Annotated in this window: 10 protein-coding genes; 9 read left to right on the top strand and 1 reads right to left on the bottom strand. The window is 50.2% G+C overall.

The window, feature by feature from the left end; all coding sequences use genetic code 11:
- The first annotated feature begins 134 nt into the window (after nucleotides 1-134).
- From FH603_RS24210 to FH603_RS24170, 9 genes are all read left to right on the top strand, one after another.
- Nucleotides 135-362 (top strand): hypothetical protein, encoded by a 228-nt coding sequence (locus FH603_RS24210; RefSeq protein WP_186741097.1) that lies wholly within the window; start codon nucleotides 135-137, stop codon nucleotides 360-362.
- A gap of 58 nt (nucleotides 363-420) precedes the next feature.
- Nucleotides 421-2,064 (top strand): hypothetical protein, encoded by a 1,644-nt coding sequence (locus FH603_RS24205; RefSeq protein ID WP_186741095.1) that lies wholly within the window; start codon nucleotides 421-423, stop codon nucleotides 2,062-2,064.
- A gap of 40 nt (nucleotides 2,065-2,104) precedes the next feature.
- The gene (locus FH603_RS24200; RefSeq protein WP_186741093.1) at nucleotides 2,105-3,772 is read left to right on the top strand and encodes a COG1361 family protein; all 1,668 of its coding nucleotides are present in this window, start codon (nucleotides 2,105-2,107) and stop codon (nucleotides 3,770-3,772) included.
- Between the two features lie 123 nt (nucleotides 3,773-3,895).
- The gene (locus tag FH603_RS24195; RefSeq protein ID WP_186741091.1) at nucleotides 3,896-4,318 is read left to right on the top strand and encodes a hypothetical protein; all 423 of its coding nucleotides are present in this window, start codon (nucleotides 3,896-3,898) and stop codon (nucleotides 4,316-4,318) included.
- Nucleotides 4,319-4,505: 187 nt separating this feature from the next.
- On the top strand, nucleotides 4,506-9,062 hold the full coding sequence (locus FH603_RS24190; protein ID WP_186741089.1) for a beta strand repeat-containing protein: 4,557 nt from the start codon (nucleotides 4,506-4,508) through the stop codon (nucleotides 9,060-9,062).
- Nucleotides 9,063-9,145: 83 nt separating this feature from the next.
- Nucleotides 9,146-9,970: a hypothetical protein gene (locus FH603_RS24185; RefSeq protein WP_186741087.1), complete on the top strand. Its 825-nt coding sequence runs from the start codon at nucleotides 9,146-9,148 to the stop codon at nucleotides 9,968-9,970.
- A gap of 265 nt (nucleotides 9,971-10,235) precedes the next feature.
- Nucleotides 10,236-12,110, top strand: coding sequence for a DUF11 domain-containing protein (locus tag FH603_RS24180; protein WP_186741085.1), 1,875 nt, complete (start codon nucleotides 10,236-10,238; stop codon nucleotides 12,108-12,110).
- A 138-nt stretch (nucleotides 12,111-12,248) separates the two neighbouring features.
- Nucleotides 12,249-13,757, top strand: a complete 1,509-nt coding sequence (locus FH603_RS24175; RefSeq protein ID WP_186741082.1) for a T9SS type B sorting domain-containing protein — start codon at nucleotides 12,249-12,251, stop codon at nucleotides 13,755-13,757.
- Nucleotides 13,758-13,919: 162 nt separating this feature from the next.
- Nucleotides 13,920-14,852, top strand: a complete 933-nt coding sequence (locus FH603_RS24170) for a hypothetical protein (RefSeq protein WP_186741080.1) — start codon at nucleotides 13,920-13,922, stop codon at nucleotides 14,850-14,852.
- A gap of 267 nt (nucleotides 14,853-15,119) precedes the next feature.
- On the opposite strand, the gene FH603_RS24165 is transcribed toward FH603_RS24170, so the two are convergent.
- Nucleotides 15,120-16,697: a hypothetical protein gene (locus FH603_RS24165; protein ID WP_186741078.1), complete on the bottom strand. Its 1,578-nt coding sequence runs from the start codon at nucleotides 16,695-16,697 to the stop codon at nucleotides 15,120-15,122.
- Between the last annotated feature and the right edge of the window lie 20 nt (nucleotides 16,698-16,717).

Genomic DNA, 16,717 nt, shown 5'->3' with positions numbered 1-16,717 from the left:
TTAGCGAAGCGTTGATGGTCTAAACCGGTGGCCGACCGCCATTGGCGGTCAGTTTTTAAAGCCTTAATTGAGAGATTCATAAAGCAAAATTATGCCATTGCAACAAGTCTAGTACTGATCCTAAAGAGAAAGAGATGCAGGTAACCGTTCCAAATGCCGATGGGCAAACGGTTCAGTGTGTACCTATAAACGCCCTGGCGTATTATGTGCAGGCACTTGTATACGATTCTCAAAAAGAAAATGGCAAAACAGTCCTGGCGTTGGAGAAGGCGTTGACAGCCAAGCCTGATTTTACCATGGCACAGGCGCTTCAACAGAAACTGAGATCTCCGGCTAAAGCCGGTGTTGTCAAGAAAAGCTAGGTAGGAGCGCGTCGAAAGCGGAGATTTCCGGCACCTTATTAGAACTTAAACCGGCATTATGCTCAAATCATCTACCTGTAAATGGCATTCCTATGGCTGGATAGGAATGCTATGCTGCTTATGGTTATCCGCCCTGGGCCAGCCTTCATCGACCAGTTTTGGGAATGTATATGTTGGCAAGGATGGCGCCATGTCATTTTTTGGTACCCATACGTTTGTCTCACCTGGCGGGATAATTGGTACCGAGCGTGATCCGGGCACCGGGCAGTACGGCCGTTTTCTGCTACAGCCGGGGGCTAGCGTGGCCGGTGTTGCCAATACGGCACACGTCGATGGGTATGTCACAAAGGTGGGGTCTGCTTCCTTTGTGTTTCCCGTTGGTAGCCATGGTCGTTACCGCCCCGTAGCCGTAACGCCATCGGGTTCGGCGAGTGTGACGGCCGCGTATTTTGGCGTAGACCCTAACGTAGCGATCGTTCCCCGGTATGGAACGGGGGTTAACTACAGCACTACATTGCCTCAGAGTACCAGTGGGGTAGCCACCTATTATGCTTCCTTTACGACATCTGCGTTTTCAACGACGCAGGTGCAGACCGTAAGCAACAAAGAATACTGGGATGTTGATGGTACAGACCCAGCCCGAATTACACTGACGTGGGATACCAACTCCGACGTATCAGCCCTCACCGGGGGGGATGTTTCGCGGCTGACCATAGTTGGTTGGACAGGATCTCAATGGGTGGCCCTCAGCTCAACGGCCGATGCCACGTCGATCCTGGGAAGCCCCAGTTCGCTTTCGGCAGGTTCTATAACGACCAATGCCGCTATTGTCCCCAATCTCTATAACGTATATGCATTAGCGTCAGTAAGCTATTTTGTACAGCTGTCGTTGAAAGCCTATTTGCAGGGGGCAGGAACACTGGCGACAAACCCGGCTATGGCCACCGCCGACGGACTGATGCGGGATCAGTTGCGGTCGCTATTACCCGTTACAGAACCCTACACCAATCTGGGCTATGGTAGCGTAACATCGGTACCAGCCGTTGTTCCTGCTGTCTTTTCAGTAACAGGCACCAGTGCCATTGTTGACTGGGTGCTGGTCGAAGTTCGCGATCCTGCCAGCACATCAGTGGTTCTGCAACGCGTACCAGCCTTACTTCAACGCGACGGAGATATTGTAGCCAGTGACGGGGTATCACCGGTAAAGATTAACGTGCCGGCGGGAAATTATTTTGTTTCCGTGCGGCATCGCAATCACTTAGGGGTAATGACAGCCACTGCCCTGTCGCTTTCCGAATCGCCGGCTGCGCTTGATTTCTCCAGTTCATCAACGGCTAATTACGGTACAAATGCCGCTAATGCTACAAATGCCCAGGCAATCATCAACGGCAGGCGGTATCTCTGGGGGGGCAATGCCAATGGAGGTGATGGAGTTGGGGGGGGTAGGAATACCGTGCTTGCCCAGGGGCTCGGGAACGACCGAAGCACCGTGTCCAGTCTGGTGACAAATGCCAGTGGAAATACGAATGGTTTGATAACCTATGTGTTACCGGGATACTCAGCCTCTGACGTAAATATGAATGGTCAGAATGTAGCGCAGGGCCTTGGTGCTGACAATACATTTATTTTAAATATAGTCCTGTCCCATCCTGGTAATGGGACAGGCCTTGTTACCTACAGTGTTACTCAACAACTACCCTAATACCCGAGGAGAAGGGCAATGTCATAATCCTGACCAAAAGATGAAAGAACTTTTTACTCAAAAGGTATGGGTGAGAATAGTAGTACTATGTTTACTCTGCTGTACCTCCGGCTGGGCGCAGGTCGAGTTATCGCTACGGTATCAGGCGTCAGACAGCAAGTACCATATGTATGCCCGGCCAACGGTTGATCCTACACCTTCGGTGACTAATCGGTATCTCACCGATGGAAGCTCGTTGATTACCATTACAACGATAGCCGGGAGTTTATCAATTGGTACGGTAACCTCTGTCAATCCTGCGGGGATATGGGATTTAGCTCAGACGCAACGAAATAACGGCGTAGCAGCCAGTGGTGCCCCGGCCAATACAGACTTTTTCAGCTTTTACCCAACCGCTAATTTCAGTTCTATACTTTACAGTGCGGGCACAGAGGTGGAATTGTTCAACTTTGATGTGGTGGGTACGTGTCCGGGATCGGGCTTTTCTATTTTACCCTCCGGAACCCAACTGGCAGAGGATGAAAACGGGGGTCAATATGTTGTTGGTTCGTACTATAGCGTACGGGGTTACGCAGGTGGTTTAGGGACCAATCACTTCTCGGCACCGTATAGCATGAGTGCGGCTTGCCAGGCCCCTCCCAGCCCTGATCTGGTAGTGAGTGTTGGCCAGCCTTCCCCTGCTTTGGTGGCCGGGCTAAGCAGCACGATGCCTGTTGTGGTGAGTAACATTGGCAATAGCCCCACCACGGGGGTGACCAGCTTCACCCTGAGCCTGCCTGCCAACCTGACGGTGGCTTCCCAGTTCACGACGGGCAGCTTCTCGTGCAGCACCGTCGGCAGCCAGGTTAGCTGTACAACGTCTTCAACTATCACGGCGGGCAGTAGCCTGACGGCGGGCCTGCCCATCACCCCAACTGTAGCAGCCATTGGCAGCACACCGGTGTTCTCGGCTACGGTGGCTACGCCGGGAGAGAGCATTACGGCAAACAACAGCAGTGGTACCGTTACGGCGGCAACGCCGGTACAGTCTTCAGTGGATGTACTGATCAGCATGGGGTATCCAGCGCCGGCACCTACAGCAGGGCAGAGCAGTAACATTCCGGTACTTGTTACAAATAGTGGCGGTTCGCCAGCCTCACCCACGGTAGTGGCGGTAATAACAATTCCGGTTGGTACAAGCTTCGGGACGTTTCCTGTAAACAATAATGGCTGGACCTGTGCCTTATCGGGCCGGGTGGCCTCCTGTACGCTGGCTGCATCCATCAGTCCGGGAGGCAGCAGTGCGTTTGTTGTTCCCTTCATACCGGCTACCAGTCAGGCCGGAACGTCGCTGACAATCAGTCCGGCTACGGTCAGTACACCGGGAGAAATGGCCAGTAATACGACCAACAACAGTTCATCGGCAATTGTAATAAACAGTGTACAGGCGAGTTCAGGGATGGTTGTTCAGGCACGAGCCCTTTTGTCAGGGCCAGCCATCGTGGACAATAACGGGTTGATGAGAGATAATCTTCGTACGGCGGGCGTACTACCTGCTGTTGAACCGTATACCGCCATGGGTTATACGTATGTAGGCGGTCCTGTGGCAACCAGTATAGCCGCCCCATACAGTACGGTATTTGGCGACAGGGGCGTTAATTCTATAGTAGACTGGGTCATTCTTGAACTAAGAAACCCGGCAAATCCAACCGCTGTAGTCGCTTCCTAGCCCGCCCTGATTCAGCGCGACGGTGATATTGTAAAACCGGACGGAACCTCACCTGTAACCTTTACCGCCCTAACAGGGGGGGCATTTTATGTGGCCGTCTGCCACCGAAACCACCTGGGGGTTATGACATCTGTACCGATATCATCTACCAGCAGTGCGGTAATTGATTTCACGAGTTTAACAACGGTTGCCTATACGTTTCCTACATCGGATCCACGATTTAGTGCAGCGCCAATGTACCGGGGTAACAACTATCAAATGCTTTGGTCCGGTAACACGAATAAAGATGCCTCCGTGATCTATCAGGGACCAAACAATGAACTGGATGGCGTTCTGTTCGACGTACTGGGAGACTCCTCCAACCCGGCGAGTTTTTCGAACTTTATCCGAAGTAATGTTTACTCCCTGTTTGATGTAGACATGAATGCCTCGGTAATCTTTCAGGGGCCTGCTAACGAACCTGACCTGATCTTTTTCGAGGTGTTTACTCATCCGGAGAACACCAGTCAGTTTGTCAACTTTATCATCAGGCAGCAATTACCCTAGTCCCGGTCGCCGGGGCCAGGTTCGACTAAAAGAAAATTCAGGTTTCCTCCTCTATCACATGAAAATCAAATACACCAGACAGGCAGCACTACTGTTTATAACACTACTTGGCACGTTTACAAGCCTGATCGCACAGCCTGTCAGTTTTAGAATAAATCGGGATGGAAGTGGGGTATACCGGGTATACATGACCTCAGCAACGTCCTATACGGGAAATGATGGCCGGATAGGATCTGCTCAAATTACCGTATCCGTTCCGACAACTGCGTTTGCAACCCTCACTCAAAGTGCCGGTCTGCCGGCAGTGACCGGATATAACGGGATGGTATGGGCCGTTACAACACGTGTCAATGCACCGGCGGAGAACCCGGGCCGGGATTATTTGTCGTTTGGGTTTAGTCAGTCAGCATCTCCAACTGTGTTCGACATTCAGGCAGGTGTTGAGATTTTATTGTTTTCATTTAACGCAACGGCCTGCCCCGGCACGGTCAATTTATGGACTGCCACCGATCTATTCCAGGGGGCTTCAACGGGTACCGGGCCGGGTAACCAAATCACGATATTGGGTAATGGGCCGGGAAGTGCTTACGACAGGGTGTATGGCACTGCCGCAACCTGCACTCCAGGTGCCCCTGACCTGACAACGACGATGGGCCCCGTTCCTGGATTAACAGCCAACAGCCAAACGTCATTGCCGGTAAGGATCTCAAATGTTGGCACCTTACCGGCGAATGGCCCATTGGTTTTTACAACGACACTACCCCAGAATATTATTGCGCCGGCTTCGTTTACGGCCGCTAATGGATGGGGGTGTTCAACCACAAATCAGGTAGTGACATGTACGAATGCAGGCAGTCTGGGGGCTGGTACTATCACTACGTTTTCTGTGCCAATTACGCCATCGACTGCTGCGGTAGGGACAACTCCGGTATTTACGGGCACGGTCAGCCCGGTTTCCGGCGAAACCGCTACGTCCAATAATAGTGCGCCCGCAGTCTCTCCAAACGTTCCGGTACAGGCGACTTTAAATGGGGCCAGTTGCAACGTCACCGATTGTGGAACGGGAGTACGGTATGGTATCCGCCTGAATGCTGATAATGTGACGTACACGGTTTACATGAAATCGGAAACAGCCTATTCAGGAATAACAGCAAGAATTGCCACGGCGCAGGTTACCCTCCAGGTACCGACCGGAACCGTATTGACCAACCAGCTTAGTATCCAGCCATCCACCAACTGGGCACTGAATACACGGGTGAATCAACCCTCCGAAAATACGTCTGCCGACTACCTTTCATTCGGTTATAGTCAAAGTTCAGCCGAAGCTGCCTTTGCCATACAGGCAAATGTTGAGATTCCCCTGTTTAGTTTTCGGTTAAATGGGAATTGCACCGGCCCTATCCAGCTTTGGTCAGCCACGGACCCCTTTCAGGGTGTATCCAGAAATACGAATCCAGGCAACCAGATGACTATTCTGGGTAACGGTACGTCAAACGCGTGGCAATGTAACTATACCTGTCCTGTTGTGTGTTCAGTCCCTGATTTAACGATCAGCCTTGGTCAGCCCAGCCCTAATCTGGTGGTAAGTCAGACAAGCCAGCTTCCGGTCACCATCAGCAATGTCGGCAGCCTGTCCTCGGCTGCCCCTCTGAGGGTGCAGTTCAGCCTGCCCGCCGGGCTGACCCTGGGCAGCGGTTTGCCGGCAGGCTGGGTTCTGCAGTCGAGCGTTGTGAACGCCAATGGCAGCAGAACCGTAACGCTGGCAAACGCAACGGCGAGTGTGGCTCCGGGCGCTAGTGTATCGGTGAACTTACCGGTGGTAGCAGCCGGCAGCCTGGCCAACACGACGCCAACGCTGACGGCCTTTGTGACCCCGGCTTCCGGCGAAAGTAATACGGCCAACAACGGGGCCAGCATGACCACCAACGTGGCGGTGCAGCCGTTACCGGTCGATCTGACAGTAACACTGAACATGCCTTCTGAACCGGTGGCAGGCGTGCCGGGGAGGCTGGCGGTGGTTGTCGAAAACGTGGGTAGCGGCCCTGCTGAGGGACCACTGAGCCTGAGCGTGAGTATGCCTGCGGGCGTAAGTCTGGCCACGGGTAATTTTAACGGGGGCAACGGCTGGGGCTGTTCGGTAAGCGGGCAGACCGTCAGTTGTACCAACGTATCGGGCCTGCTGCCGGGTTCGTCCCTAACAGCCTCCATCGGCTTTACACCGACGGAGGCCGTCACCGGCAGCAGCCTGCTGATAACGGCTTTCATCAGCCCGGTCGCCGGTGAAATCAATACGACCAACAACACTGATACACTCACCTCCTCAATAGTGCGAAGTGTGGACCTGGCCTTATCACTGGGTTCGGTGCCGACGCTGATACCGAACCAAAGCGGGCCGGTGCCGGTGAGCATCAGCAACCCCGGTCAGGTTAATGTTTCAGAGGCCTTATCAATAACGTTTATTACGCCGTCGGGGGTAACCCTGAACACGGGTTCACTTCCGTCGGGTGTAAGTCTGATCAGTGTGCAGGCCGGTAGCGGGAGTACGGGGATCTATACCCTGTCGGTAGCCAACAGCAGCGGTCTGTCTTCAGGCAGCACCCTGAGCTTCAATCTGCCGGTGGTGGCAGGCAGTGGGGTGAGCGGCCTGGTAAGTTTCAGCGGTGTGCTGGGTAGCCAGCCGGGCGAAAGTATGCTGGCCAACAACAGGGCGAGTGTAACGGCGCTGGTAGGCGGTCCTGATCTGGTGATCAGTGCGGGTCAGCCCGGTCCGGCGCTGGTGGTGGGTCAGGTGAGTCAGTTACCGGTGGTGATTGGCAACCTGGGCAATCTACCCTCGACGGCTCCGCTGATCTTTCAGTTAAATCTGCCTGTGGGTATGAGTGTGGGTGGCAGCCTGCCGACGGGCTGGCAGATCAGTTCATCGGTTCCCACCGGAAGTGGTACGCTGGTAACCTTTCGCAACAGCAGTGCGCTGGTGAGCGGGACCAGCAGCCTGACGGTGAATATTCCGGTGGTAGCCGCCGGTAGTCTGGCCAACAGCGTGGTGACGGTGGGCCTGGCGGTGAGTGCGACCAGCGGGGAGACCAATACGGCCAACAACACGGGCAGTATGACGACCAACCTGCCGGTAACTCCTGCTCCGGTCCCTGATCTGAGCGTTCAGATACCGGCACAGTCGATAGTACTGGGTGTAAATCAAGTGTCTGCCATTCGGTTCGATATAATGAATGTGGGGACTTTGACTGCAAGCGCCCCGTTGTCTCTGACTTTCAGCATGCCCGTGGGTTTCCAGGCGGGACAATCAACCTTTACGACCGGAGGCTGGAGTTGTACCGGCGTAAGCAACCAAATTGGCTGTACCTCGTCTACTAATCTGCCAGTTTCTGGCGTTAGTTCGCTAACGGTAGCCGTTCGTCCAACCGCCCAGAATGCAGGGCAATTGAATCCAGTTTTCCAGGTCACTGTAGCGCCGGCAGCAGGAGAAACCGTGCTTAACAACAATACCGATACGATTAATTACGCCGGGAATGTGATTGCGCCCGATCTGGCGGTAAGTGTTCCCGTGCAGTCTTTCACCTTGATTAGTGGACAGACCAGCAATCTTACGTTTTCTGCATTGAATGCCAGTTCGGGAGCAACGGCTTTGGGGCCATTGTCGCTGACGTTTACGATGCCGTCGGGTTTCTCAACGGCGGTATCAGGGTTCACCACCAGCGGCTGGACATGCAGTACGACGGGTAGAGAGGTTGTCTGTACAACTCCTGCCAATTTCAGTGCCAATGCACAGACAACGTTGACGGTTCCTGTTTTACCGTTACCGGGTGCGGTTGGCTTAATAAACCCCGGTTTCCAGATTGTTATTAGCCCGGCAGCCGGTGAGTTAGTTTTTTCGAACAACACCGCTACCATCAATTATGTTGGTACTGTTCAAAACGGAGTTGTTTCGTTAGCGCTCAAAGCATTACTCCAGGGGCCATTTAATCCGGTAACTGGCCTGATGAATGATCATCTACGTGAGCAGGGCCTGATTCCGGGAGTACAGCCCTATTCAATTCTCCAGGCTACTCCAGGGTATGTATTTTTTGGAAATGGTGCCACAGAGGCATTGAATCCGGCAGTACTGACAGCTACCGGAGTCAATGCAATTGAGGATTGGGTGATGGTCGAATTAAGAGATCCGGTGAATCGTAGTCTTATACTGGCTACTAAACCAGCGCTGATTCAGCGGGATGGCGATGTTGTCAGCCCGGCTGATGGCGTATCACCGTTAACGTTCAACCTGTCGCCCGGGCAATTTCATGTAGTTATTCGCCACCGAAATCACTTGGGGGCCATGTCAAACACGCCTGTTTCCTTGACTACAGGCTCGACAATCTTCGATTTCACTAACATGAACAATGTGTACAAATTGCCTGGTGCAGGTAATTACCCGGAATTTGTGGATAACAACGGGTTAGCCATGTTATGGGCCGGGAATACGCAGGGCGATAACTATGTAATTTTCCAGGGGCCAAATAACGATGTGGATGAAATCTTTTTTGATGTCAGTACCGATTCCGGAAATACAGGCGAATTGGCCAACTATATCAAGACCGGTTATTTAAGTACGGATGTGAATCATGATGGCAGAGTTATTTTTCAAGGGCCAACTAATGAAGTAGACTCGATCTTTTTCAATGTGTCAATGCATCCGGAGAACATAGGCCAATTAGCTAATTTCCTTATTCGTCAACATTTACCCTAGTAAATACGCAGGAGGTCAATGGAAGTTGACCTCCTGCGTATCTTAAATCAAACCCGAAAAATGGTTTTTTTAATTTTTATATTATGAAAAAAACAGGCGTCACGTTGATCATAGCGCTGTGTAGTTTGGCTGCACAAGCTCAGGTAAAATTTAAAGTAACCCGTGGTAATGAGCTCAACTCGTATGTGATGAGTATTATTCCCGAAAAAACGCTCCAGGCAAATAAGGCCATGATAGGCACTATGCAAGTCACTGTAAAAGCGCCTTCGTCAGCCGGATTTATTCTAAGTGATTTAAGGACCTCCATTGAAACTGTTGAGTGGGATAAAGGAACTATTGTTCGAAACCCGGACGGCGCAAGTGACCATGACTATATCTCCATTGCACTCAAGAGTATGGGAACTCGTGATATATCATTTGAGGCAGGCAAAGAGGTTAAACTTTTTACATTTCGGAATGCAGCCAGTACGTCTGATGTCAACATTCAGCTTATTGATAATAATAAAGACCCATTAGTGAAATTTAGCCGAAATAAATATAATGTTGGTAATCACATTAGTGTATTTGGGTATGGCGGCATAAACGCTTACACGGGTAACAGTATGGCCGTGTCATCACAAGAGTACACAAGTCATTTACGCGTCACTAAAGTTTTTCCAAATCCAACTACGGATAAGGCAATTGTGAGCTGGCAGAATCTGCTTCAAACAAACAGGCAGGAAATAGTACTGGTCGTAACCAATGCTGCAACAGGGCGCGATTTATCTATGCAGGCCGTCACCAATGAGATTGGCGAGCAGAGCAGGGAACTGAGTTTTGGCGATCAGTTACCCGGCGTATACTTCATTGATTTACAGGTTGATGGCATACGTTCAGGAAAAGCTATTAAACTACTGGTTGCTCATTAAGCGACCCGGCAGTTACACCTGGAGCCTGGCTGTATCTGGCCTAAACGACTGTCTGGCAGCCTGTTAACAGCCTGTAGGGGTCAATTGCCACCCAGTACATCTATTGCTGTATTTTCAACGATTCAATAAAATTAAAATGCACCCTTTGAGAGCCTTACTGGTAATAAGCCAAACAGTTTTTATGCTCCTGATTGCGAGTTATTGCTGGGGGCAAGTGTCGTATCGGGTGTCAATAGATACTGATCGGCAGACATACCGGGTATATATGACTTCCACAACATCATATATTGGAACAAATGCCCGAATCTCAACGGCTCAGGTAACGCTGTTAGTCCCTCACGGAACAGGACCCAATCAGTTTCAGGTAAGTGATTTGGAGGGTAGGATGGTTGGAAGTCAACGGATGGGGTGGCAATTGAATGCACGAGTCAATGCACCAACCGAAAATAGCAATACCGATTACTTATCATTTGGCTTTAATAACAGTAGCAGCCCGGTACTATTCGATATTCCGGCCAATCAGGAACTAGCGCTTTTTTCGTTCAAAAGAACCGGTCCGTGCCTGGGTGTTGTACAGTTATTTGATAATAATTCGGACCCATTCCGAGTACCCAATTCACAGAGTACGAACCCTGGAAATCAAATAACCATATTTGGGAAACGGGGCGATACCTACACGGGTAACTATGGCGGGAACGCTTCCTGCGCAGTACAAAATCCGGATCTGGTAGCGACCATCAGCGGTCCTTCTACCCTGACGGTCGGTATGGCAGCATCCTATACGATGCTTGTTCAGAATATTGGTAACCTTACCTCCGGTAATTCACTGACTGTATCAGTAGGAGTGCCTGAGGTCTTTACCGTAAACACGATCAATGGATCAGGTTGGCAATGCGCTACCGTGTCAGAAAGCAACGGGTACAGGCTTCACTGCGTTAATACCACCCCCGTGGTGCCGGGCGGCTACTCCTCCCCGCTATTATTGTCAGTTGGTTCATCCGGCCCGCCAACGACAACTTTAATCAGTGGTAATGTCATTGGAATAAATGAGCCTGCCACGAATAACAGCTTCTCGAAACAGGTTACCATAGTCTCAAATCCAGCTGTAGTTGAGATTACACCCAAAGGCAGTTTCTCCTGTGCGGGGAGCGCAGGGTCGCTGGTGGTTGGGAACTACACGCTCGACAATACAAGTACCTATCCGTCACTGACAGCCACTAAACTAGCTATCTACTTGCCACCCACCGTCAGTTACAGGCAGGCATCCGGCAGCAACTGGGTTTGTGCCAGTCCGGTACCCGTGGGGACAAATACGGTAGTGAGTTGCACCTATACGGTGGGGATTAACGGACAGACAGCGTCAACCCCGCTATCGGTAACGTTGCTGCAAGCCGTTACGGGCGTGAGTACATTGACAGCAACGTCGACTAATTCAGCAAAGACTAACACGGTACAGACAGTACTGAACCTATGTGATGGAGCCAGACAAGCCGACCTGTCAATTAATGCAACTATCTCGAATGCGGCTCCCCAGGCGGGTACAACGCCTGTTTATACGCTCAGGCTGTCAAATGCCGGCCCGTCAAGTGCAACAGGGGTACAAGTGAAGGTAACTTTACCGGAAGGGATATCCCTGCTTAGTACGACCGTTACTCAGGGTAGCTTTGACATACGCACATCGATCTGGAGCCTGGCAGGGATTGTCTCGACAACAGCTGTACCGGTGCTTTCGCTGGCGTTGAGCGTTCGGGCAGATGGCCCCAAAACGATAGAGGCAGAAGTGATAGCATCAAGTCAGCCGGATCCGGATTCAGCCCCTGCTAATCGAGCGGTCGATGAAGATGATTATTCAACGCTTTGTGTTTCTGTTCCCTTAACCATATGTCAGGGAGAGTACATTCGGGTATCAGTGAATGCTGCTACGTTGCCCGGCGAATGGATAAAGGATAATACACCACTTGGCATTACCGCTAAAGAGTTACTTATCAGCACGCCTGGTGTCTACTATTACAAAGTAAACCCGATAAGTGGTTCGCGCGAACCATTAGTTTGCCCAACTATTGTCACACAGGCTAGTACCTGTTGTGACCCTTCCCTATGTATCCCTATTACTGTCCGTAAATCCAGAATCGGTTCGTAGGATTGAAACTGATTATACGGCTTGACGTTAATGGCAACCCATATTTCCCCGACATATCCCCGAAATTAGTTTAATTGAATGGTACCTGTAAAACATTTGCAAATTGCCTGTTGGAGAGCCTTATTGATCATATTTACTATGCTTATCATACCGAATGTCTGGAGTCAGGTTTCCCTGAAATTAGACGTATCGGCAGATAATAAAACCTATGCATTACTAATGAAATCTGCCAGTTCCTATACCGGAACGAATGCACTGATTGCCAGTAGTCAGGTAACACTAGTGGTTCCGCACGGTATAAATGACAAGCAATTTCTGATAGAGGGATTAAAGTCCGGGCTGACTATGAACTGGGTTCAGAATGGCCGGGTAAATGCACCGTCAGCCAATCCTTCAAAAGATTATTTATTTTTTAGTTTCATAAACAATACAAACCCAACGATTCAGTTTAATATTCTGGCCAATGAGGAAATCGTACTTTTTACGTTCGTGCGTAAAAGTGAGTGTTTAGGTATGGCCGTACTTTACGATAGTAAACATGATCCTTATCAGCCCCCCACTTTAAATATCAATAACAGTATCTCGCTTGTTGGCGCACGGGGAAATGCGTATACTGGAAATTACGACGCTTTGCCGGGCGTATCATTGAGTTTGTCTTCGACTTCTATTTGTCAGAAAGAAAGTATCACTTTTGTTGCCAGTCCATCGGTACAGGGTGCTGATTATTTATATCAATTTTTTGTGGATGAACAACCTACCGGCAACCCACAGAAGTCTGCTACATTTCTGCATACATTCACGGATGAACTTCCGGGCGATAAAAGCATACGCGCTAAACTATTTTTAACCAGTGGTGATGGATGTAGACGCTACGAAACATCCGCAATAAAAGTAATAACGCTGAAGCTTAAACCTGTTGCTGAGCTGTCAACGATCGGGAATGCCTGCCTTTTACTGCCCGTTTCAATCACGGCGAACAGGCTGACAGGTGCGGGCTATGAGTGGTATCGAAATGATTCGTTACTAACGGAGCAAAAGGAAAGGGAGCTGGTTGTAGAACGCAGTGGGCTTTATGCTGTCAGGCTTAATCTGGAAGGGTGCCGATCTGCAAAAGCCGAAAGTAGAATAAAGGGGTCGCTTGCCTCCAGGCAGACAACAGTGGCCATTACGCCGGATTCACCGCAAATCCTCGAAGGTGAAAAGGTAACTTTACTGGCAACGAGTAATGCTGAAGTTACCTATAAATGGCAGCCAGGTGAAGGGCTAAGCAACGATCAGCTGGCCAATGTAATTGCTGCTCCCGGGTCAACAACTACCTACACTGTGTTGGTGGAAGATAGGGAAGGTTGTACGGCAACATCCTCTGTAACGGTCTATGTTATTCCCCGGATTTATATTCCATCCGCATTCAGTCCCAATGGGGATGGCCAAAACGATACGTGGAAACTAATCAACCTGGAGCACTATAAAAAATATAAAATAAAAGTCTGGAACCGCTGGGGAGAGATCGTATATGAGTCTGATACCGATGCTGTCGGCTGGGATGGAACAACGGGTGCTGGCGTAAACCTGAAAAGTGATGCGTATGCGTATAGCATTGAAACGCCTTATTTTATCTACCGAGGTGCCTTGACAATAATCCGTTAGATCCTGCCAGAACCTGAATCGGGCTGGTGCCTGCTTTATGGCTCCGCTCTATCCTGAAAAAGAATCAACTGACTGTAGTTGATCAATTGACCAGCATCTTAAGGGGTAGCCTCACTTGCGCTACCTAAATAGTCACAACCAATCTAACTTCTAATGGTAATTATGAGAAATCTTCACAAGCTAGCTTCGTTATCCCTGCTCCTTGCAGGGGGTTTTTCCGTTCAGGCGCAGGTGAAAGTGGGCAACAACACCAACACGATCAATACCAATGCCGTTTTTGAAATCGAGAGCATAAACCGGGGTATGCTCCTGCCCCGTGTGTCACTTACCGGTACCAGCAATGTGGCCCCACTTTCAGCTCACGTTTTGGGTATGGCCGTTTACAACTCCGCAACAGTCGGTGATGTAACCCCCGGTTTTTATTACAACGATGGCACGCGCTGGTTACGGCTGGCTGCATCGGGCACAGGTGGGCAAATTGTGTTTCCCGGCACAGCGCTCACCTCGGCCAGCGCGCCAGCAGGTATAGCTACAGGTCAGGTGCTGTATAATACGAATGCTGCGGCTGGCTTGCCCGCAGGACCAGCTTTTTGGACTGGCACTGCCTGGCTATCAATGAATGATGGGAATACTATTTATACGGCCGATGGTACTTTAACCGGCAACAGAATAGTAACAACGGGCGCTAACACATTAACCTTTAACGGCTCTGTTCCAGTGAGTATCAATAATACCACTGGAACGACAAACACAATTGCCGCTTCTGTACCTGTAGCTACTATTTCGAGAACAGGTATATCAGGCCAATCGTCCAATCAACGGGTTGATCTTGAAATTGGTAAGTATGCTGCCGGGGTCAATGCCAATACCCAATTAAACATTAAAATGACCAATGGGGCTGTCAGTACTACCGATGTAACGGTTATGACTGTACAAGGCAATGGTAATGTTGGTATTGGAACAACAACACCAACTAGCAAATTGGCAGTTGTAGGCCTGCCTGTATATGCCGACAATACGGCAGCTACTACTGGCGGCCTGGCTATCGGTGATTTTTACAGAACCGCAACAGGTGTTGTAATGGTACGATTTTAATAGTGAAGAAGTTAGGATCGAAAAAAGGATCCGGCCCCGTCTGGCTTTGGGTAAAGGCGGCAGCGGGATTAATGCAAAGAGGTCATCAGGGATTGATGCTATTTTGCCGAAGCTAGTAACCAGGCTATACAGACGATCCGCCCGATATTCCTGTTCAGGAATATCGGGCGGATCGTCTGTATAAAATCTATTCCTGATTTTTCCGTCTGTTGTGGATGAGCAGTTGCCTGGGGGGCGCTCTAGTTCAGGCAACTGCCGGCGATTCGTTTAGTTCCTGTTGACCTGAGTAGGGAAGCAATTAACAGCCGGGCAACAGGCTTCCGGAGTAACCGTCACGAAATCACTGGTTTGTGAGCATCTGCCGGTAAGGTTGGTACAGCCACCTTCCACACTGGCAACTAACTGGTAATAGGTAGTCTGAGCAGTTACGGCAGGTGTATAAGAGCTAGACGTTGCTCCGGCAATATCTGTATAGCCGCTACCTGCCGTCGTACTTTTCTGCCATTGATACCTTACGGTATTACTACCAGTAACAGGCGATGATATGGTAAGCGGGGTTGGGGTTCGGCTGTCACACACGCTTTGAGTGCCGGTTATAACGGGTCTCTCAACAAAAGCAAAATCAACATTGACTATAACGGAAAAGGGACCACAACTGGCACCCGTGCCTCCCATGTGGGTAAGCGTGAATCGGCCGCAACCGGTAGCCACATTTCTCACCGTAAAGCTGAGATCACATTCCTGAAAATCGATGCCAATATTACCCGGATCTGCCGTCCAGGTACCCCCACAGATGGGGGCTTGACAGCTACCAACGATATTTTGTAGAAAGACTCTATCGCCCGCTCTTACGCCACACAGCGTGGTTTCTGCGTTGGTATTAAGCTCAACCGGACAGGCTTCACTGGCAATACGCAGCGTTTTAGGGTCCTGACCAGGCATGTTACCTTGCAATGCCCCGGCATAGGACATAGTAGTTGGGTCAATCATGGCTATACAGTCACCATCCGGGCCACCGGCTAGCAGTAATCGATTCCATCCCGGATAATAGACAATACCTCTTGCTCCTTCAAAACCTCCGGTGGGTGAACCATTCGGCTCCATTACCGAGCCAACTAAATTAAAATTTGTGTCAAATTTTAGTACCCATGTTTCAACATCGACACCTGGTTCCACATCATGCAATACCAGATAGATGTTGCCCGATCGATCATGCGTTATCCCCCACACATCAACCCGGTTACTGATCCCGCTTGTTCCTGGACCCTCTACGAACGTTCTACCTACACCAGTACTTTTATTGGGGTTGTAATTAGTGTGATTGATGAAATCACTGTCTTGCGGCCTGAATCGGTACAAATGTGTGTCTTTATCAGTACGCACTACGTTAAAGCCTGCACTCACGTAAAATGTACCATCCGGGTCTATTTCCAGTCCCCAGTCTACCATTTTCTCCGTGTCATAAACGTAAGGATCCGTTGATATGCCCCCTCCCAGCGTGATATACCCCTGAAACGAACCATCGCAAAGTGCATACCGATTAATTCTGTCTCCGTTTGCCCCGCTTGTATTTACATAGACATGGCCATCTTTCGAGACGAAGTTGAACCCCCCGTCGTTTATGAAATTGGGGTTGACGATCGTGCCATCACATCTAATCTTCGCAATAGGACCATTTTCCGTTTGCCCTACGTACAGGTTGCCGTTCAGATCCTGACCAAGTCCGTGGGGTTTAGGTAAACCTGCGCCCGTTGGAACCCAGGAAGAACCCGACGGTTGCTTTATTTCAGTCGCCGTATTGTTTGGATTGAGCCTGAACTTATGGACACATCCTCCGTTTGTCACTGATGTATTGGGATCATTTA

This window comes from Spirosoma utsteinense (genome assembly GCF_014282275.1).
Taxonomy (GTDB): domain Bacteria; phylum Bacteroidota; class Bacteroidia; order Cytophagales; family Spirosomataceae; genus Spirosoma; species Spirosoma utsteinense.
This window is presented reverse-complemented; position numbering and strand designations above follow the sequence as displayed.